Source organism: Neobacillus piezotolerans (assembly GCF_003362805.1).
Taxonomy (GTDB): Bacteria; Bacillota; Bacilli; order Bacillales; family Cytobacillaceae; genus Bacillus_D; species Bacillus_D piezotolerans.
In genome coordinates this window covers 1-19,322 of sequence record NZ_QNQT01000009.1, presented here as the reverse complement: position 1 = coordinate 19,322, position 19,322 = coordinate 1, and the positions used below count along the sequence as shown (strand labels likewise).

At 42.6% G+C, this 19,322-nt stretch carries 27 protein-coding genes and 1 pseudogene; 8 read left to right on the top strand and 20 right to left on the bottom strand.

Annotation, left to right across the window (positions count from 1 at the left end; genetic code table 11):
- Nucleotides 1-91 precede the first annotated feature (91 nt).
- Complete coding sequence (hemE, locus tag DRW41_RS17275) at nt 92-1,135, bottom strand: uroporphyrinogen decarboxylase (RefSeq protein WP_115453276.1); 1,044 nt, start codon at nt 1,133-1,135, stop codon at nt 92-94.
- A gap of 244 nt (nt 1,136-1,379) precedes the next feature.
- Here hemE and DRW41_RS17270 point away from each other — a divergent pair, with 244 nt between their 5' ends.
- Nucleotides 1,380-1,877, top strand: a complete 498-nt coding sequence (locus tag DRW41_RS17270) for an antibiotic biosynthesis monooxygenase family protein (RefSeq protein WP_115453275.1) — start codon at nt 1,380-1,382, stop codon at nt 1,875-1,877.
- A 193-nt stretch (nt 1,878-2,070) separates the two neighbouring features.
- A pseudogene (locus DRW41_RS17265) lies at nt 2,071-2,517 on the top strand (hypothetical protein); the annotation flags it as partial.
- A 66-nt stretch (nt 2,518-2,583) separates the two neighbouring features.
- Here the strand turns inward: DRW41_RS17265 and DRW41_RS17260 are convergent.
- The 3 genes from DRW41_RS17260 to DRW41_RS17250 form a co-directional block, all read right to left on the bottom strand.
- On the bottom strand, nt 2,584-3,117 hold the full coding sequence (locus DRW41_RS17260) for a hypothetical protein (RefSeq protein WP_115453274.1): 534 nt from the start codon (nt 3,115-3,117) through the stop codon (nt 2,584-2,586).
- Nucleotides 3,114-4,007, bottom strand: coding sequence for a DUF4747 family protein (locus tag DRW41_RS17255; protein ID WP_115453273.1), 894 nt, complete (start codon nt 4,005-4,007; stop codon nt 3,114-3,116). The genes DRW41_RS17260 and DRW41_RS17255 overlap by 4 nt, the downstream gene beginning before the upstream one ends.
- Nucleotides 4,008-4,380: 373 nt before the next feature.
- Entirely contained in the window at nt 4,381-4,617 is a 237-nt protein-coding gene (locus DRW41_RS17250) for a helix-turn-helix domain-containing protein (protein WP_115453272.1), read from the bottom strand.
- A gap of 355 nt (nt 4,618-4,972) precedes the next feature.
- Between DRW41_RS17250 and DRW41_RS17245 the strand changes: the two genes are divergently transcribed.
- The 4 genes from DRW41_RS17245 to DRW41_RS17230 all read left to right on the top strand — a co-directional run bounded on the left by DRW41_RS17245 (nt 4,973) and on the right by DRW41_RS17230 (nt 7,427).
- Nucleotides 4,973-5,161, top strand: a complete 189-nt coding sequence (locus DRW41_RS17245) for a hypothetical protein (RefSeq protein ID WP_115453271.1) — start codon at nt 4,973-4,975, stop codon at nt 5,159-5,161.
- Complete coding sequence (locus tag DRW41_RS17240) at nt 5,158-6,306, top strand: FtsK/SpoIIIE domain-containing protein (protein WP_115453270.1); 1,149 nt, start codon at nt 5,158-5,160, stop codon at nt 6,304-6,306. Before DRW41_RS17245 ends, DRW41_RS17240 begins: the two co-directional genes overlap by 4 nt.
- A complete protein-coding gene (locus tag DRW41_RS17235) occupies nt 6,303-6,950 on the top strand; it encodes a replication-relaxation family protein (RefSeq protein WP_115453269.1) in 648 nt (215 codons plus the stop codon). Before DRW41_RS17240 ends, DRW41_RS17235 begins: the two co-directional genes overlap by 4 nt.
- A gap of 264 nt (nt 6,951-7,214) precedes the next feature.
- Nucleotides 7,215-7,427 (top strand): hypothetical protein, encoded by a 213-nt coding sequence (locus DRW41_RS17230; protein WP_115453268.1) that lies wholly within the window; start codon nt 7,215-7,217, stop codon nt 7,425-7,427.
- A gap of 240 nt (nt 7,428-7,667) precedes the next feature.
- On the opposite strand, the gene DRW41_RS17225 is transcribed toward DRW41_RS17230, so the two are convergent.
- From DRW41_RS17225 to DRW41_RS17155, 16 genes are all read right to left on the bottom strand, one after another.
- On the bottom strand, nt 7,668-8,027 hold the full coding sequence (locus DRW41_RS17225; RefSeq protein ID WP_115453267.1) for a hypothetical protein: 360 nt from the start codon (nt 8,025-8,027) through the stop codon (nt 7,668-7,670).
- Between the two features lie 4 nt (nt 8,028-8,031).
- Nucleotides 8,032-11,289: a phage tail tape measure protein gene (locus tag DRW41_RS17220; RefSeq protein WP_115453266.1), complete on the bottom strand. Its 3,258-nt coding sequence runs from the start codon at nt 11,287-11,289 to the stop codon at nt 8,032-8,034.
- Nucleotides 11,290-11,376: 87 nt separating this feature from the next.
- On the bottom strand, nt 11,377-11,535 hold the full coding sequence (locus DRW41_RS17215; protein WP_115453265.1) for a zinc finger domain-containing protein: 159 nt from the start codon (nt 11,533-11,535) through the stop codon (nt 11,377-11,379).
- Nucleotides 11,536-11,548: 13 nt separating this feature from the next.
- A complete protein-coding gene (locus DRW41_RS17210; protein WP_115453264.1) occupies nt 11,549-11,854 on the bottom strand; it encodes a hypothetical protein in 306 nt (101 codons plus the stop codon).
- Nucleotides 11,854-12,573, bottom strand: a complete 720-nt coding sequence (locus DRW41_RS17205) for a head maturation protease, ClpP-related (RefSeq protein ID WP_115453263.1) — start codon at nt 12,571-12,573, stop codon at nt 11,854-11,856. Before DRW41_RS17205 ends, DRW41_RS17210 begins: the two co-directional genes overlap by 1 nt.
- A gap of 3 nt (nt 12,574-12,576) precedes the next feature.
- Nucleotides 12,577-13,173, bottom strand: a complete 597-nt coding sequence (locus tag DRW41_RS17200; protein WP_115453262.1) for a hypothetical protein — start codon at nt 13,171-13,173, stop codon at nt 12,577-12,579.
- A gap of 148 nt (nt 13,174-13,321) precedes the next feature.
- Nucleotides 13,322-13,609: a hypothetical protein gene (locus DRW41_RS17195; RefSeq protein ID WP_115453261.1), complete on the bottom strand. Its 288-nt coding sequence runs from the start codon at nt 13,607-13,609 to the stop codon at nt 13,322-13,324.
- A 4-nt stretch (nt 13,610-13,613) separates the two neighbouring features.
- Nucleotides 13,614-13,889 carry a hypothetical protein gene (locus DRW41_RS17190; RefSeq protein ID WP_115453260.1) on the bottom strand — a complete coding sequence of 92 codons (276 nt, stop codon included), beginning with the start codon at nt 13,887-13,889 and terminating at the stop codon, nt 13,614-13,616.
- A gap of 50 nt (nt 13,890-13,939) precedes the next feature.
- Entirely contained in the window at nt 13,940-14,404 is a 465-nt protein-coding gene (locus DRW41_RS17185; RefSeq protein WP_115453259.1) for an ArpU family phage packaging/lysis transcriptional regulator, read from the bottom strand.
- Nucleotides 14,405-14,460: 56 nt separating this feature from the next.
- A complete protein-coding gene (locus DRW41_RS17180) occupies nt 14,461-14,751 on the bottom strand; it encodes a hypothetical protein (RefSeq protein ID WP_115453258.1) in 291 nt (96 codons plus the stop codon).
- A gap of 21 nt (nt 14,752-14,772) precedes the next feature.
- Entirely contained in the window at nt 14,773-14,973 is a 201-nt protein-coding gene (locus tag DRW41_RS17175) for a hypothetical protein (protein WP_115453257.1), read from the bottom strand.
- An 18-nt stretch (nt 14,974-14,991) separates the two neighbouring features.
- Nucleotides 14,992-15,921, bottom strand: a complete 930-nt coding sequence (locus tag DRW41_RS17170) for a hypothetical protein (protein ID WP_115453256.1) — start codon at nt 15,919-15,921, stop codon at nt 14,992-14,994.
- 9 nt (nt 15,922-15,930) lie between these two features.
- Nucleotides 15,931-16,254, bottom strand: coding sequence for a hypothetical protein (locus DRW41_RS17165; protein WP_115453255.1), 324 nt, complete (start codon nt 16,252-16,254; stop codon nt 15,931-15,933).
- A 28-nt stretch (nt 16,255-16,282) separates the two neighbouring features.
- The gene (locus tag DRW41_RS17160) at nt 16,283-16,573 is read right to left on the bottom strand and encodes a hypothetical protein (protein ID WP_115453254.1); all 291 of its coding nucleotides are present in this window, start codon (nt 16,571-16,573) and stop codon (nt 16,283-16,285) included.
- A gap of 262 nt (nt 16,574-16,835) precedes the next feature.
- A complete protein-coding gene (locus DRW41_RS23675; protein WP_281272330.1) occupies nt 16,836-16,961 on the bottom strand; it encodes a hypothetical protein in 126 nt (41 codons plus the stop codon).
- Between the two features lie 57 nt (nt 16,962-17,018).
- Nucleotides 17,019-17,195 (bottom strand): helix-turn-helix domain-containing protein, encoded by a 177-nt coding sequence (locus DRW41_RS17155; protein WP_245959485.1) that lies wholly within the window; start codon nt 17,193-17,195, stop codon nt 17,019-17,021.
- A gap of 167 nt (nt 17,196-17,362) precedes the next feature.
- Here DRW41_RS17155 and DRW41_RS17150 point away from each other — a divergent pair, with 167 nt between their 5' ends.
- Together DRW41_RS17150 and DRW41_RS17145 are read left to right on the top strand one after the other, a co-directional pair.
- Nucleotides 17,363-17,824: a helix-turn-helix domain-containing protein gene (locus DRW41_RS17150; RefSeq protein WP_181884622.1), complete on the top strand. Its 462-nt coding sequence runs from the start codon at nt 17,363-17,365 to the stop codon at nt 17,822-17,824.
- A gap of 4 nt (nt 17,825-17,828) precedes the next feature.
- The gene (locus DRW41_RS17145) at nt 17,829-19,259 is read left to right on the top strand and encodes a recombinase family protein (protein WP_115453251.1); all 1,431 of its coding nucleotides are present in this window, start codon (nt 17,829-17,831) and stop codon (nt 19,257-19,259) included.
- The last annotated feature ends 63 nt before the right edge of the window (nt 19,260-19,322 follow it).

Genomic DNA, 19,322 nt, shown 5'->3' with positions numbered 1-19,322 from the left:
CACAACCTCCCCTGATGGAAGGCCCTCTTTATTTTGCCAAATAAATGGCCTGTATACCACCATTTAAACTTTCAACATCTTAAATAATTGTTTAACCGTTCAACTTGGAAGATGAATATTCATGGACGAACGCTGTCAGCCTCTTCAGGACATCCGGATTTACGGATGGGAAAACACCATGGCCAAGGTTGAAAATATAGCCAGGCTGCTCCATTCCCTGATCGAGGATTGCCTTTGCCCGTTCCTCGATGAACTCCCACGGAGCAAGAAGGATGGCCGGATCAAGGTTGCCCTGAACCGTCTTATTTACGCCGAGTTTGCGCGCTTCGCTAATCGGAAGCCTCCAGTCGAGCCCGACGACATCAAGCGGAAGGTCATTCCATTCTCTTGCAAGATGGCTGGCGCCAACTCCGAACATGATCAACGGCACATTTTCTCCCCTAAGCTCGGAAAAAATCCGTTCCATGACAGGCTTGATATAATAACGGTAGTCGGCGACATTCAATGCGCCAACCCATGAATCGAAAATCTGGATTGCCCTCACTCCGGCTTTCACTTGCGCCTTTACATATGTAATGGTTGTATCGGCAAGTTTGTCCATCAGGGCGAACCATGCTTTCGGCTCGGCGTACATGAACGCCTTCGTTTTGTTATAGTTCTTTGATGGGCCACCCTCGATCATATAGCTTGCAAGGGTGAACGGTGCTCCGGAAAAACCTATCAAAGGTACGGACAACTGTTCCTCGGTCAAAATTTTGATTGTTTCAAGTACATAAGGAACGTCTTTCTCCGGATTGATTTCCCCTAGCTTTTCAACATCGGCCAGCGACTTGATTGGGTTGGAGATGACCGGGCCGATTCCTGCCTTGATGTCCACTTCAACTCCGAGCGCCGGAAGCGGAGTCATGATATCTTTATATAAAATTGCCGCATCGACATTGTATTGTTCAACCGGAAGGCGGGTAACGTACGCACACAATTCAGGCTGGTGGGTAATTTCAAACAGGGAATACTTTTCCTTGATGGCACGGTATTCAGGCTGGGACCTTCCCGCCTGGCGCATATACCATACAGGAACATGGCCTGTTTTCTCACCCCTCGCTGCCTTCAAGAATGTTTCGTTGATTTGCTTCATCTCAGTTTCCACCTTTCGCAACTTCTCATTTACCATTCTAATATAATCACAGTAAAAATAGAAACCTTTCACAGTTTTATACTGTTTTCACTATATCTGTTAAAGTAGAGAGTGTATAGGCACAGCAGGCAACTGTCAAAAAAAAGTCGTTTTTGTGTTTGCAGGTCTGTAATAAAAGGAACAATCAAAATGGGAACCAAATGCAGACAGAGCATAAAATATAGTTGGAGTTGGAGCTGATAGTATGAATTTGTATATGACCTCTGGAACGTATGACTTTTTGGAAAGGCTCGCGGGAAAGCATGCTGAAGAACACATGGTGTTGATGTCGGGGGAGGAAGGCGCCCTTCTCCTTCATGAAACGGAGGGGAAAACCGTCTTTGCTTCACCAAGGAAATATGAGGTGCTCGAATCCAGCGGAAGTCTCGGACGGCCTGGCCTTGTCGTTATGAACAACATTCCTGTCACCGATGAAGGAAGGCCCGTTTTCGAATACCGGTTCAAAAACCGCGCCGGGAAAATCGAGAATACCCCCGGTTTTCAGGCAATCCGCGTCCTCAGGCCGATCAAGTCAAACACGTATGTCATATTGACCGCGTGGGACGACGAACTCGCCTTCCAGCGCTGGAAGGAATCGGCCGAATTCGGAAAATCACACGGCCACAGCAAACCTGAAGCAGGCCCAAGCATCTTCTCCGGCCAGCCCTACATCACAAAATACAGCATATCCGAATCCGAATAGGTAAGAACGAGGCCCGCGCCTCGTTCTTTTTCTGTGGTATTTTCGACAAATTTCGGGCGGTGCCTGGCACTGTTCGGGTTTTCATCTCCTTTTTTTCCTCGCACCCCTTCCTCCCTTTTTCATATCTTGTAATACATCGGGCATGGGCGGTTGGATTGGCCCATTTTCCGATGAATGAAGGGAGGATTTTTCCATGGTTGCGGAGCTTACGGCTCTTCACTGGATCTATGTTGTTTTTATCGGCCTTATTATCGGTTTCATGGTCATGAGGAGGGATACAACGCTTGTATGCATTACAGGCATCTTTCTGATTGCCATTACTGCGACTGGTTCCTTGAGCGGCTCGATCAGCAGTATTTTTAACAGCTTTATTTACGCCATCACGGAGCTGCTGTCGACGATCCTCGTTATCTCCATCATTGTCGCGATGAGCAAAACATTGACTGCTACAGGAATCAACGATGTCATGATATCCCCATTCACAAAGCTGATTCGGAACTCCACACTTGCCTACTGGACAATTGGTATCCTGATGATGGTCATTTCCTGGTTTTTCTGGCCATCTCCGGCAGTAGCGCTTCTTGGTGCCGTACTTTTACCTGTTGCTCTAAGGGCCGGACTTCCAGCGCTTGGCGTGGCGAATGTCAACAAAAGATACTGCTTATGTATCAACAAAAAAAAGCCCCTTTTTTTAATAAAGGGGCCGTTATTCTTTAATTTGAGCTCTTTGTAATGCCAATTGAATGACCAGACCGCTTAATTTCACAGTGTAGAAAGTGGAGTATAAAAAGATGAAGATTTCAAATATTATTAAAGCCGGTATGTAACAATTAATTTTTATTGAATTAAATATTATCAATAACAGGCATACAAAAATATTTACAGCCCACAGACCAACAGCCTTCCAAAATGGAAATAGGTAAGAATGCAATAATTTCGATCTTAACATACCAGGTAAAAGCGCTTGATGAAAAAGAGCGATGGTTACTGTTAGGGCTGCAATTACAATGCCAAATATCCCGCCTGAGGCGCCTAATAAAGCGCCAGCAATGTCCTTTGATACTTGAATGGCTCCTTCTGAAAATCTGCCGGTTTTAAATATAAATCCACAAATCCATAATGTGAAAATAACAGCCAATGGAAGGGACCAATTTTTAAACTCATTAAAGCCAGTAATTTTAAATAATCCCCAAAAAGTGGTTTCTTCGTAGGTTAATTTATATTCTTCTTTTTCATTCAATATTTTTCACCTACGTCCTTTTTATCTTTTACACTCATAATAAAAGAAGCTATCTTGCTCAGCAACTTAGGTTTATCAGTTTCTTCAGTTTTCATATTTCTAACCGAGCGTCGAGAAGAAAATCTCTTCTTTTTTCTTGTAATCCGTTTTTTCTTTTTCCCTTGAACGACAACTTCATCAAACCCAGCAAATTCCACATCACCATAACCTGATTCAACCAATGATATACCACTTTCAATTGCTGGTTTAAAATCTGCTTCCCCGTCTTTATCTTTATCCTCAACAACTGGGAATCCTTCTTTATTCGACATTGAAATGTCCAGTTCTTTCAAACCATAATCATGGATTAGACTTTGATAGAGATCAAATTCCCTTTTCCCGGGATTAGGGTGAATTAAATGAAATGTTACTGTCGTTATTTTTTCTATGGATAACAATTCCTGCCTTAGCTTATGAGGTTCTGGGATTGGGAGTATTTTAACTTCCCCTACCAGTGGATCCCGGCTAAGGAGATCAGTAAAAACTCTTCTAAAGTCAAATTGGCTTATCGCTCCAGTGCTTTCATGTACTAATATTTCATTAGAAATATCATAAACAAAAAAAGCTGTGTGAGCTAATTCATCTTCTGACTTTTTCTTTACCGTTTTCTTTCCAACTTTCACATTTTGATTTGCATGTTTAGATTTTGTTAAGTTGCCAGTAATGAGGTTTCTATTTTCCACATTTATGCTTTCTATATCGGTAAAAGACCAGTTCCAGGAATGTATTCTCTTTGATTCAGATTCAAGTATCACCCTAGGGATATGTACAAAGATTAATTCATCCAGATCTTGACTAAATATATTTCCGTGAATATTAATTTTGGCAGCAAAAAAAGTTCGGCTTCTCATTCCAATTCCCCTTTTAAGTCGGTTTTATTGGTTAAATTCGCCAAATTATTACAAATTCCTTCTTATGCTTTTGGACTTATCCTTTACTTTTCTCGCTTTCTATCCTGGCCAAGAACGCCAGCCTTATCCATCATTAATAAAAGGTCGCTTCACTTATTCGAATTATTGTTCGTTTTTTCGATAATAAACCACTGTCCCAAGTCCCCTATACTTTACTTTTTCTTATGTGAGTTTAAAATTGATTGTGCAATCGCTCTGTACAACTGGTTTAGTTGTCCTTTTGTTGGTTGCCTATTGGGCACTACCAGATTTATTTTCCCGTGTCTGCCGGTTATCTCAATAATCCTCTCCGAATTTTCTTTCTCTCTATACATTACATCCTCCAAAAATCCTCAAAATGCACATCCTTACCAGTGAGATCCCTAAGTGCACGAATTATCTTTGATGCATTCTTCATTGTTGGGCCATCTTCACTTTCCGGCTGGCATAGCCGGCTGATCGTCCCCCGGCTTACCCCACTTCTCTTTACAACTTCCTGTTGAGTAAGTTCGTTTTTATCCAGGAATCTCCCGAATTTTGAACGCTTCTTCCCTAAAAATGACCAATCCATCTAAGTCACCACTTTCCCCTCTTTGAAATTGGTAACAGCTTGGCCAAGGATTTAATTTTCTAAACATCCAAAAAACGTGAAACATGGACAATCTATGCTGAATAGTATCTATCAAGGTACCTGGTAAAAAGCTTTCTTGTTTTTAATCAAGTTATTTACCAAAGTAACTTTACCAAGGTAATTGCCACCTGGAAGCGGTTAAGAAAAACAATTGAAAAAGTGTTTAGAGGGAGGCGAAGCCGGAAGGCCTGAAGGGGGAGTGTGAGGGGGTCTGCAATTTTTCTGAAAATTAGATGTCCGAAAAGTTCAGACAATCTCCAAGCGCTTGGTAATATAAAACCGAGGAGGAATATTGATGTTGTTTGAGGCACCTTTGTTGATTGCAGCTGGCGGGATCATGGTTACAGCTTTAACAGATTCACTTGCGGATTCTTTGGGGTATCATTGGCTTGGAACGTTTGTAAAATTGGTCCTCCCTTTGGCGGGTTTTGCCGCGGGTATTTATTTTCTTGAATTCAATCCTATGCTGAGGTGGCTGCCATGAGCTTTTGGGCGAACATGAAGGCGCGACACAACCTCATTAAAGCGTTCCGGTATGCCGGCATTTATAAGACCGTAGCTGACGACCGAAAAATTTTCCCTAAAATCCGTTCAATCCGCTCGGAGGCGCATTCGACGGAGTATGTTTTTACACTCCCGGGGGGCCTAGATCCAAAACTATTAAACAAGAATTTCTTTGCATTCCAGCAGGTTTTCGGAACTTCCGTATCACTCGAAGGCGATGTCAAAACCTTTTTGCTAAAGGTCTTTTCATCGTCCCTCCCCTCGGAACTCACTTACAATTTCGAAACCTATGAACCTCTTATTAAGGGCTTGGCATTGCCGATTATCGCGGGCATGGATTTGAGCGGTAATTGGATTGCTTTCGACCTTGTGAAGAACCCGCATATCCTTATTGCCGGCGAAACAGGTTCTGGGAAATCAACACAGCTGAGAAGCGTCCTAAGTACCCTTATCCGGGCTTTGCCACCTTCCAGGCTGGAACTATACCTTTGTGACTTAAAACGCTCTGAATTCCATCTGTTTAGGAACGTGGAACATGTGCGAGGGGTATTCGTCACCCCTACATCTATGGAGCCTGTTTTGAACTATCTTCAGAGGGAAATGAGGCGCAGAGGCGACATCCTGGATTCCAGGGAGGTTTCCCATATAGACGATTTGGAGGAACAGCTGCCTTACATCGTCCTTTGCATCGATGAGGTGGCCCTGCTACAGACAGAGAAGAAGATCATGGCCCTTGTCGAAGAGATTAGCGCAATAGGGCGCGCCCTGGGCGTTTTCCTTATCCTCTCCATGCAGCGGCCCGATCGGAACGTGTTGGATGGGAAGCTGAAGAACAATCTTACCGTTCGGATGGGCTTTAAATGTGCCGATTTGATTAATTCGAGAATCATAGGAACTCCAGGTAGCGAAAAGTTGAAGGAATCTGGGCGCATGCTCCTAAAGATTCCAGCATTTACCGAATTAAAAGAGGTGCAGGCTCCATATTTGGGCACAGGCGAAGCGAAGGAGCTATTGAAGGGGTACAGGTGCCCAAAGCCAAAAGAAACGAATACAGGGCAACCCGAAGCTTCTGTGATTGACCTGAAAGAAGTGGAAGAAAACGTGTTTGGGGTGTTGGACATATGAGGAAAAGAGATATGGCCATTGTCCGGGATTTGGAGCGGTTTCGATGCCTTACGAGGGATGACATAATAGACTTGCATTTCAATGGCTTAAAACAGCCTATAACAAGCTGCAATACGGTTCTGAAAAGGTTGCGAAGGGATGGGCATATCGAGGTGAACAAAGACCGGCAGCCCTATATTTACTTCCCTTCCCCGCCAGGAGTCAAGAAGGATTCCGCCAAAATCCCGCATTTTTTAAAGATTGTGGAGGTTTATAAGGATTTGCTCAAGTATGAGCCTCCAAAAGCCTTCCTGGTTGAACCTAAATACGGAAAAGGGTTTATGGAGCCCGACGTCTTCATGATTTGGAAGCGGGCGCCGTTTTTTGTGGAGATACAGCGATCAGTCTATTCTGAAAGAGTTATGGGTGATAAGGTGAACCGGTATGAAGCGTATTTTCAAAGCGGGGAATGGCAAAAGGAGCCTTGGCAGCCTACGGAGAGAAAAGTGTTCCCGCCTGTTATCCTGGTGACGGACTCCAGATACAAAATAGATAGTTCGGTGGTCAAGTTCATTCAAATCCAAAATATCGGCCAGCTGGTGAGTCTTTACGAACCCCAAACCGAAATAAAATCAACCGGTTCCTTGAAACTTAAATCAGGCTGATTTAAAGATTATTTGATGGATTACAAGGAGGATTATTTTAATCCGAAGAATAATTCACGGAAGAATCCTTTGTAACTGGTTGAAAAGCTTGATGTGCCAAGGGATTATGCCTGTCTTACAAACGGTTTGCAATCAGCAAACATTAACCGTTGCTAATTAGTATAGTGTTTCGTGTAAAAAGGACTATCTTAAAAAACTTATCGCCTTTGCTAACGATGGCCCCTTTTAGCTTGCTAGAATTATATAAAAGGAGGTGGAATGAGAATGAGTCAAGATTTAATTACTATCCAGCTAAAGTGGGCCGGCGAGGAGTATTCTTATATAGACGCTGTAGTTAACCCTGGTTATTACTATCTCCTATCAGAAGAAGAGGAAAAAGAAATTATAAAAGTCTTAGAAGACTTAGTTGAAAGCTGTAAAGAATTTGGGTTTCCCTTTCTTAATCGTCGTCGCTTAATGATTGCCAAGGAAGAATAAAAAGCACCCTTTTGGATGCCTGTTATTCAACGCTGAACCATCTCATGAAGCCCTTCCTGGGCTTTTTTTTGTTGCCCCGCTTCTTTTGCCTCCTGTAATTCTTCCCTCAAAGCCCGAACCCTAGCAGCCGGCTGAAAAGAAAATATTCCCGCCGGTGGTGGTTGCCCTCTGAAAAACCGATTGTCCTAAAACTAAAAAGCTTATAATAAACGGCTCCGGAATAACTCCCGGAGCCTCTCTTCATTCTTTATCCAAGTACCACTTCACAAAGGTTGGAAGGTCTACATACCAATGATTTTTCCGGTTAATAAGTGGGATTTTAAGCCCTCTTGTTTCAACTGTTCCCACTTCTATCCCAAGTTGCGCTGTTGCTGTCACCTTAACAATAGCTTGATTTTTTTGAGGAAACTCAGGGTTCCCGGAAAATCCCACTGTCTTTAAATCCTCTCCCAACACGCCTTTAACGAGCTGCAGGATCTGCGCTTGTTCCTTTTCCCAAAGCCACCGTCCTTCTGGAGTGAGAAAGTTAGTAGATTCAGAGGGATTTTCGTACACATTGTAAAGCCATTCCAAACCACCAAGTACTACCGGGTGATACATGTTATTACCTCGCTTTAATTGCCTGTGGTAAAAGTTCAAAGAATCGAACGACTTGTCCTGCTTTCATCATATCATCCGAAGTGATAGTGATGTTACCGATATGGTAGGTATTACTTGCTGTTGAATATGAGTTTCCTAGTGGTCCGTTTGGACCCATCGACGGAACGGCGGCACTTGTCATTCTAATCGCTGCCATATTTACAGCTGCTAAGTTTTTGGTGATACCTTCCGCTACTCCTAAAGGAATCCATTTACCTACCTGATCCGCAAGTACCTTAGAAGGTGAATTGATATCTAGCTTGTCTTTTAATGTGTCAGGAATCATTTTGGCAACCCCTTTAAGGATCGCAGATAACGGGTTCATCATAACTTGGATTCCGGAGATTAATCCACCCATGATATCCTTACCTGTTTCGTGCCATGGCTGGGTTTTAATATCCTCGAGCATTTTCCCGAACTTCGAACGGACCTGACCGGTTTCCCAGTCGACCTCATTGACATGCTCTGTCGCCTGGGCTTTTGCCGCTGCTACAACTTTTTGGTGCATATCTTTGGCCTTGGAAACCACTTCATCTCGCTGTTTAATTGATTCGGCTTTGAGCCTTTCGAATTGTTCCGCATTAATTTCTCCAGTTTCATCCCTGAGTCTGATCCAAGCTTTTATTTTCTCATCAGCCATCTCGTTAGCCGCTTTTACCGCCTCTTCTTTTTGCTTATAGGATGACTGTACAACCTCCGCTGCTTGTCGTGCGGTTAAATCACCCGCTGTTGATTTCATTCGTTCCAGTATTGCTTTGGATTCCAGTTCGTTTTTAGAGAGATATTTTATCGCGTCCTCATTCATTCGACGATTAATGTCAGCGATTTGCAGTCCTTCACTTTCCGTAATCTGTCTTTTTTCTTTAACTGCTTTTTCAAGGATAGCAAGTATTTGAGCCTCTTTTTCTTTTTGTTTCTTAATGGATTCCTCATGCTTCTTGAGTTGTTCATTAATGATTTTTTGTTCTTCTGTAACTGTCAAAGCATTAGATTCTTGGAAAAATTTCCTTAACTGTTCCAACTGCTGAGTATGGCGTTCATCCATTTTAGCGAGGATTTGACCATTCATTTCCTTGTAAATTCCGACCAGTTTGTCCTTCATTTCTTTGGTTACAACCTGCTGGCTAAACGAAAGTTCCATAAGGCTTTTGGTAGCTTCATCAGACAATGTAAAATAACTATCCAATGCTTTTTTCGTGCTTTCCGAAACCTTATTTCCAAACCGGTCTACTTCCGGAATTGAGTCTTTGCTCAAATGCTTATATAAAGCTACGCCTGCAATGGTTAGGCCAGCTATCGCCGCAGCAGCTATCCCGACGGGACCAGTTAACAAAGTAATCGCACCAGCTAGTAATCCAGTGCCTCCCGCGGCCGCCCCGGCTGCCCCGGCTAATCCCGCACCTGATCCAAGCAATCCGACGAGTGCTCCTAGTCCAGATATACCGCTACCCAAAATAGCGAAGAATCCTCCGAAAGCCGCTACCATCCCTAATACCGCTGTGGTAATTAACCCGCCAATGGCGATAAACTGCTTCATTCCAGGTGATAGTTCGTTAAAACCATCAGCTAACCATTGCAAACCTTCAACAGCCTTTGAAATGACAGGAAGAAGTGCATCTCCCAGGCTGATTAATCCCGTTTCAAATGCTCCTGAGAGTTCTTCCATCTTACCTTTTAGGTTATTCAACTTCTCTGCCGCGACATCTGCAGCTTTGATTTTGTCCATTGCATCGGCCATATCATTAATACCTTTCGCGCCCTCCTTAAAGAGGATGTTTCCAGCACGGATTGCATCCGTTCCGAACATGGCATTAAGGTATACTTGCCGTTGCTCATTGTTCAAATCTTTCATGGCATCCTGCAAAATGCCCGCAATGTCTGCCATCGATTTCAGTTCGCCTTTTTCGTTATAAAACGCACTAGACATAAGGCCGGATGCCTTCAAGTTTTCCTCATACCGTTTTTTCAGTTGTGCTTTGCTTGCCTGGGATCCTAACTCCTGTTTAGTTAGTTCCTCAAGTCCTTTTGTAATATCCTCCACATGACGGCTTGCCGGCTTTATTCCCTTATCAATCAAATATTTATAACCGGCCGCATTATTGTAAGTGGCCAAACCGAGTTGGTCAAAAGCCTCATATGCCGACTTGGTTGTAGGAGATAAGCGAAGTAGCATGGTTTTTAGGGAGGTACCTGCATCCGACCCTTTAAGCCCATTCTGCGCCATTACAGCAAGTGCTGTTGACGTATCCTTAAAGCTAAGACCGACCCCGCTTGCTACCGCGGATACTGCTGATAAACTAAACTTCATTTCGCTGACTGATGTTGCGGAGGCATTTGCCGCACCCGCAAGAATATCGGCAGCTTTACTGACTGATATGGAATCCGCTTTAAATGCGTTTAGGGCTGTGGATGCGATTTCCGCGGCATCTGCTAATTGGAGTTCTCCGGCGGTTGCCAGATTCAGCGCACCTTCAAGACCGCCTTTTAGTACATCGGTTATCGATACCCCGGCTTTTACAAGCTCCTCGATTCCCTGAGCCGCTTCCAATGCTGAATATTTTGTATCAGCTCCCATTACGATGGCCAGTTTTTCAAGTTCGGCACCATACTTCCTGGCTTCATCAGGGGACATAACCGACTTAACCGAGGACATTTGCGACTCAAAATCCATGGCCTTTTTGGTTGCAACCCCCAAGCCTGCGCCAATGGCAGCGGCGGCAGCCCCAAAATTCATGGCGATTTCCTGACCAGCTGCTTGCATCCGGCCACCGACATCCTGAAGCCGTTGCCCGGCCTCTTTCATAGAGTCAGACATTCGTTCCCAGTGGGTCTTACTTTGCTTGAGTTCGTTTTGTTGCTTCTGCAGCGCGGTATTAACCTGATTAAGTTCTGTTTCTGTCCTGGTATACTCCGCTACGGCTTTATTCAGTTTGACAGCAAGCTGCTCGGTTTCTTTTGCATCGGCACCCTTTTCCCGTTTAGACCGTTCATATGCATCACTTAGCTGATCCACCTTAATCTTCTGAGCGTTTAGTGTACGGCCAAGAGCATCTTGCTTTGTGGTCAGCCCTTGGATTGATTCTCCCCACTCTTTTCCTTTGTTTCTGATCGTGGCCAGCTCGCCGCCAAGTGTTTTGAGGTTCCGGTCAATCGATGCCATGGAGCGGGTAAAATCTGCACTTTCCAAGGATAAACTAACTTTTAACGCGCCTATTTCTTCCATGTTCAGCTTCCTTCCCAGGAGTGAAGGAACAAAAAAAGCCCCCCCACTCTTTTTTAGTGGGTGGACTTCGGGAGCCTCTGGGTACGTCTAAGCGTCTATTTTTGTGTGGTAGGCATTGATTGTTTTGCAACGAGTGCATTTAATTTCAGCCTTACCTTCAATTTTCCCAAGCATTTTTCCGCATTTCATACAGTGAACGGCTTGGAGTTCCTTTGATTCCTTGGCTTCATCAAGTGGGGATTTCATTAGGAAAATCCTCCTACAACTTGCTGATTTCTGAAATCAAGTCGTCAATCTTTTTTTTGATTATGATCAGTTTAGAATTTGTGCTCGCAAACCATACCTGCCTTAGCCTTTCATCCATTTCTTTTGGATTTTTATCAATCTGCTTTTGGATAACTTCGTCTATCTTCTCTATTAAGCGATTTGTTGTTAATTCAAGCTCATCAGTTTCGCTTAGCAAAGATTCGAACCTGTTTTCTTTAAGAAACTTAAGGGTTTCCAGTTTCCGATTGATCTCCTGTGATTCTTGGGTTAATTCGTTAATCGCGACTTCAATTGACATTATTTATTCCTCCCCGGGTTCCAACTAAGCATTGTTCTTACAAAATTATTATGGACAGTGTTCTTCTTTGCCGGCGTTGGTTTCGCAGGATTAGAAGAATTTTTCATTTCGCGGTATTTTTCAATTACACTGACCGGAAGGAGATTCGCTGTGTGAGAGCTTGCCACCAGGAACTCTGAAAGGTTTTCAGCCGAAACCCCCAAAATTTCATCTACAAAACCATACTGCATAGCACTTTTTGCTGATAACCATGTCTCTTTGTTCATTAGGTCCAGAATCTCAGCTTCTGGTTTACCCGTTTTTAAAATATAGGCGTTTGCAATGCTTCGGTTCATTTCTTTTAAAACCCCGGCTGCGTGAATCATCTCGTTGTAATCCCCATGGGCAATACTGCTTACGTTATGAATCATAATTTGGGCAGTCGGGGAGATGGCAACGTGATCGCCCGCCATTGCAATTAGAGAAGCCGCACTTGCCGCTAAAGCGATTATCTTTACATTAACCTGGCCTTTATAATCTTTAAGAATATAGTAAATTTCACTTCCAGCATTGAGGTGGCCACCACCGCTATTTATAGTCAATTCAATTGGCCCATTATCTTCGGGTAATGCTGCTAAAATATCATTTGGGCAAGTTGATTCCATTTCATAAAAGTCATAGACTTCTTTGTAATCATTGACAATGATTGCACCTTTTACATTGATTTTTACTGCTGCCATTATCTACTTCACCTGCCCCAGAAACTTTTTGATTCGGTGAATGAACCTTGCTACTCCGGTAGCCATACCATAATCGATTCCTTCCCAATGATTGGTGCTAATAAATGATGTAGTATTAATCGGTAATCGAAGAAGGGATCTAAAATCGTCTCTGTCTGTAATATTTGTTTTTAAACTGTGAAACGAACTTTCCAGATTTTCTATTGCAAGCATTTCGTTTATGATTGGTGCGGTATCTTCAACGAATTTTTCAAGCTGCTTTTTTAGTTGCTTATCTAGCTTTACATAACTGTCGTAGTATGGCTGGAATTCTTCGTTGTACACGTTTGGTAATTGCTTTAGTTCATTGTTTCGTACACTTCTTTCCTGGACCGGCTTAACACGAATTTGAATATCCACCTCAGTAAGTTGCCTTTTTAGTGCTTGCATATCTTCTGACAAAGAATCATATTCCTCCATTGTCTTCGCCAAATTTAGCTGCGTGTTTACGTCTACCATCTGATTGATGATTTGTTGCCGTTTACTGTGTAAATTAACTGTGTTCGTTGCCTCTTGGAATTTTCTCCAGATTTCTCTGGTTCTTGGCAAATCTAATTTCATTTTTTCATCTCCTTTTTTGTGTAGGGGATGGCGCTTACCCCCCCCTCTTTTTTTGCTACCCCCCTAATACGAGGGTTTTTTTGAGAAAAAATTTGGACAGTAGACCCCACCCCCGGTGCCCGGCAAAAAGAAAAAAGGGCAAAGTTTTTTACCGGGGGGGTTGTACAACTTTCCTCACCACCAAAGCGTTGTTGGTGAAGATCTGTCCGCTTTCTTTATGGTTTACATGGCCTTTCAATGCTACAAAGAGCCGATACTTTCCTTTTCTTTTTAAGTTGTAATAGAGAATCGAATCATAATGAGCGACAAGGATTAATTCCCCGTGTATCTCGTCCTCGAAAGTAAACATAATCTTCGTATAGCTCTTGCTAATGAATCTTTTGACAGTGCCGCAAAGCTCTATTAACCTGGATTCATCATAGATTTCCTTCCTCACACTTCTATCGCCTCTCCTTCTTTAAGAAGCCATCAAGCTCTTTCTGTTCTGCCTGATACTCTTTGAGGTTTTGTTTAACTACATCCAGATCCTTCTGCAGGATATCGATAAAAGTATGGCAACGACTTTGCAATGTTTCTAACTCCTGCAGTCTCTTGCCTATCAAGCCTGCAACATATACGTTTTTAATTTCCATTTTCATCCGAACCGCCCACTTGTTTGGAGGTCCGCGCCCCCTTTCTTTAAAATTCCAAACGCTTGGAAATTTATAAAAACTCACTTACTACTAATCTCCAAAACATATTTGTACACTCCCTTTTGGATCCTTATCTAAAGCAATCTGGATATATCCACCCCTGCATCTATTCCGAGCATTAAAGCCAGCTTTATCATTGCGCTTTGCCGTATGCAGTTAAATTTCGACTGGCTTACAGGTGGATCCATAACAAAGCTGTAGTATTTCAAATCAGTCATATAATCGCTGTCTTTATCCATGTACCGCTCCTGTATCAACTTTCTTTCCATTTCTGGGAGCCGGTTGACAGCTTCATCAATCCGTTGGCAGTGCTCAATTCTTTTGCGTTCTGCATCAGCATTATGTATGGCAGCCGCTGCAGTACTGTCCCCAGTTTGGTTTGTGGAACCATGATAACGTGGCACATAGGATGTGGTTAGGTTAGCTTCTCTTTTGAAAAAGGCGGTTGTTGAATATATCCTGTAGCGCTCTAATTCTTTTTCTACCGCCTTTTGAATTTTTTTCTTTTCAGCAGTGGTTAAAGATTTTAATAGACTCACACAGCCACCCCTCGTATGCTATAATGTGGGTGGATATATAAGGGTCGGTTCACTTCTCACAGGGTGGAGCCGGCCATTTTTGTTTCTTCCAGAGCCTCTTCCTGTTCACAAAGGTTGGACAGCTGGCGGAAGCTCTTTCCCCTGGATCCAACCATCTGCCGTCTTTCTATATCACCAAGCTGGTCGATTTGCATTAGCAGGTCATAAGCTATCTGGCGATTAGTCATTCCGCCCCCACCGTCGATTAACTCACTGGCAAGTGTCAAAAGGTTTGCTTTTAAAGAGCTCAGTTCCCGAAGCACGTTGATGTCTTGTCCAACCTGGCCGACTATTTTGTTTTGATTCATTTTAAGAATCCCCCTATTAAATTAGTGTTTTACCTTTCTGATTTCCGCTTCTTCCTCCAGCTGTACTAACGTGATGCCCATCGCCACAATATGAATATCGAAATCCCGTTCTCTTACGTATTGATTAATCATGAGTTTTGCTGTTTTGAGGTATTGTTCTATTTCTTCGTCAGTCGATTGGTGAAACGGGAATTTTTTCTTTAATTTTTTGCTGTTCCTCATAACTCCAACCCCTAAAGGCTAATTGTCCAACCTACCTTTATACCAGTCCCATGGAAACTCTTCGGTACTCGGATCGTGCCCTTCATTCACCCATTGATTAAAAGCAATTTCCCAATCTCTCGAATCCTTTTTCACCATAGGAGCTGAAGAGTTTTTATTCCCCTGAGAAAGCCTTGCTGCAGCTTCATCTGCTGAAGTATTTCTTATAATCCCTAATGTGTAATTTTCTTTTCTACTGTGGTAAGCAGGATTTATTGTATGGGTCCTAACCCCATATTCAACGCATACAGTCGGGAACTTATCCCAATCCTGGTAAGCCTTGAGAATAATTGTTTCAGAAACTTTTCCGCTTGTTCTTGTATGCCTTAGCATTTCAAAGTAATCATCAATGGCTTTTAATTGTTCTGAAGAATACCTTTGTCGCAAATTAGCAATTTGCAGAGAATAGTCTTTTTTCTTTTCATTCTTCTCATTCTTTACATTCTTGTTTATATTGTGACCTTGCTCCTCCTTTCGTTCGTCCTTCGTAAAGCCTTCGCTATTACCTTCAGAGTGACCTTCGTAGTTTTTAGGGTCTTGATAAAAGCTGTAGTTATCAATGTTTATAAGGAATCCGTGAGTGACCTTCGTAGTGCTTATCATGGTTCCCTTCGTTGGACCTTCATGCTCCCCTTCGCCGAGCTTTCGTAACCAGTTAATTACTCCCCGAACTTCTTTTTCGGTTGGTCGTTCGGTCCTATAGCCAACTTTCCATTTGCATGCTTCTACAATGTCTGGGACTGAAGTTATCAGCTGCCCCCGCTTAAGATTTTTATAATTAGCATGCTGAGCAAGGGTCAAAAGGTATATCCATACCTTTAGGTAAAGTGGCGGTTTCCCCCATATCTCGCTTTCTACAATCTTTCGTGAAACTATAATGTAACCGCCTGGAATTTTCGGATTGCTCATTCACCTCACCTACTTTGTATTGTCGAAATCCTGGTTACGCCAATTGATTATTGTTTGCATTGCTTTGTCTTTTGGGATTTCCGCATTCACATACTCCGCAAAAACTTCAAGCCAGTAATCACTAACCCAAACGCCAAGCTCTTCTATTTCCGGCATTCCAACAACAAACTTAATGCTCTTCCATAATTTATCTTCCATTTCTCCAAACGCTTGAATGTTTACTCCAAAATCAGAAAACCTTTGACTTTCCTTCCATGCATAGCACATTAAATCCATTAAGTGACCGACAATTACCTTTTTAATTTCATATTCGATATCAACTTTCTTGTTCATGCCTAGCATCCTTTGCAATGGTAATTTTTCAAACCCGTTTATCCCAGTTAACAATCCGGTTTACAGCTTCTTCTTTCGAAAGCTTCCCTACAGCGAAGTCCAAAGCATCCTTCAACCACAAATCGCTTTGAAAGCCTCCTGCAGCTTCCTCAACTGGCATTCCGACTACAGCTTTAATACATCCCCAAACTTTATCCTGCAGAAATCCTAATTTTGATTTAACCCCGACTAACATTAGGCGGTTTTCTTCTTCGACAGCCGCTTTCATGATTTCGAGCAGGCCTCCGACAATTGCCTTTTTTGTTTCGATATCATTCAATGTTTTTCACTCCCTGTTTCTGCAATTTTTGCAAACCACTGAAAAAGAAGAACCCCGAGGGGTTTCATTTATAACCGGCTGCTTCAATCTGTTGGTGCATTAGTTTCTTGTATAATGCCAGGCGCTTATTGCGGTACTTAAATGCTATTGGCTGCTTCCTTGCTGGGTGAACGGCACCCTTTTCCGCACATTTCCGGGTAAAATAAGCAATTCTTTGAGGTAGTAGGTCCTTTTTCATCAAATTTTCACCTCTTCTCTAATTTCATTGAGCCTTCAATTCTGGTTTGCGTTTTTCTTCAGCTTGCTGAGCTGCCAAGCTCCTAAGCAATCCAGGAAGTAAATGTTTTTCCACCGCGGCCGCCAACTTCTCAGCTGGAATCTTAATCAACTAGATCGCCTCCTTACCTTCAATTTATGAGCCGCTGATTGTCCAATATCCAATTCGTTAGGCCTGTTCGCGAAGGTTTTCTTCTTCCTGTTTTGAAATCCATACGTCCAGTGAAGTTTTCCTAAACATGATGCGGTTGCCTACTCTGTAGTGAGGAATCTGCTTTTGGCGGGCCATCTCCCTTAATTTGTATTCCGAAGAACCGATATAAGGTGCCGCTTCTTTAACAGTCATGCGTTCCAATTTTCATACCCCCTCCGTTGTTGATGTTTTAACAAATTGTTGATACATCAAATATAATATCTAATTGTTGACGCGTCAACATATTTGTTAATATTTTTTTGTGTTTGTTGTTGTTTCAACGAAAAAAAGTTATGATAGGGAGGAAAGGGGGAAGGGTTTTGGACATTAATGATTTTGGATCCTATATCAAAAAACTTAGAAAAGATAAGGGATTAACACTAGCGAAGCTTGCTGAATTATCAGGGGTTTCTCATCCTTACATTTCTCAAATAGAGAATGGGAAACTTAAAAGTTTTCCATCATCGGAAGTGTTAATTAAATTGGCAAAACATCTGGGAGTACATTACGCACTTCTTTTACTAGAGGCTGGATATATAGCTAAAGGAACCATAATGACGGATGGACAGCTGCTTGTCACCGAAGGAAGTTATATTGAGGCAAGAAAAGAAATTGAAAGTATGGATCCTGATGATAACGAAGAGCATTTTTATTTAGACTTAGCGAACATCCTTAACTTGCCGGAAATTAGTTATAAGGATAGAGAAGTAACAACCCAGGATAGGGAGTTAATAAAGGTGTATTTAGATACACTCTTTGCAAGTAGGTTGAAGGAGGATTAATGCCGTGCGAGCCGTTGATTATGACCGTGTTTCTACGGATGAACAGGCTAAAACAGGTTATAGTATCGATAGCCAGAAAGAGAATAATTTTAAGTTCATACAATCTCAGGGATGGGAACCGGTTGGATCTTATGTCGATGATGGATACAGCGCCAAAAATCTTAATCGGCCAGCCATGCAACGGCTTATAGCTGATGCAAAAGCTCAGAAATTTGATGTCGTTGTTTTCTATCGGCTTGATCGCTTAGTCCGCTCTGTAGGCGATTTGGATTACTTGTTGAAAACTTTCGAAGAATACAACGTGAAAATAAGGTCCGTCACTGAGGTATATGATACTACTTCAGCAATGGGCCGCTTTTTCATCTTCCTGGTTGCTTCTATGGCCCAATGGGAGCGCGAAACGATCTCTGAAAGGGTAGTGGTCAATATGGCCAAGAAAGCCACCCTGGGCGAGCGTAACGGCGGCAGGGCCCCTTATGGTTATGATTTGAAAGATGGCCAGTTGGTGATTAACGAAGCGGAAGCAAGATTCGTAAGGGAAATGTTCAGGCTTTATAATTCAGGGAAAGGAATTCGGTCCATTGTCCTTTATTTACAGCAATTCAACGTCAACAAGGATATTAGGACCATTGGCCGAATGATTGAGAATCCCGTTTATTGTGGAAAAATTCGATGGGGTAAGAATTCCAAGATGGATGAAATTATTTCTGATTCAATCCAGCACCCTGCCATTATTTCCGAAGAAGTATTTGAAAGGGCTCAAGCAATTAGGAGCAATAACAGCAAAGAAGGGAAAAAGGCCACCTCTCCTTATCATTTTTCAGGTGTTTTGAGGTGTGCCAGGTGCGGATCCGCGCTCTCCGGATATTTTAAAAAAGCAAGGGGTTCCAAGCATTATATCTGTATAAACAAGAAGAACAAAGGCACTTGTGACCTTCCCATGTTTACAGAAACCGCACTAACTGATACATTCTTTCAAGAAGTAAGCTCGGAAGATCCGGATCGCTTTTTCCAACTGGCAAAGAATTTTAACTTAGACATCGAGGATAACGTCGCTGAAACCGAACTTATCAAGGACCTGGAAAGGGAACTTGCAGCAATCAAGCTCAGGAAAAAGAATTGGATGTTATCTCTAGGTAATGGTGTAATTTCTCAAGAGGATTACATTGAAATGACACAAGAGGATGCAAAAAGGGAAGCACTTATAAAAGAGCAGCTGGGCCAATTATCTGTTGAGAAAACTGCTTACGATAGGGATTCCATTATTGACCTTCTAAACTCCCTTCCAGGCCTTTGGAGCACTGCAAACGACTTTGAAAAGAAAAGTTTTATTAATGAACTTTTTGATACCATTGTGGTTGATATCCCAAGCGATTACTCGCGTGGATCCCGCCAATCTGCTGCAGTAAAAATAAGAGAATTCTCGCTTAAATAACAGGTTCCTTTGTTGGCACTTGGCGTCGCAATGGCGATGAACTTGTTCGGCCACGGGATCGCC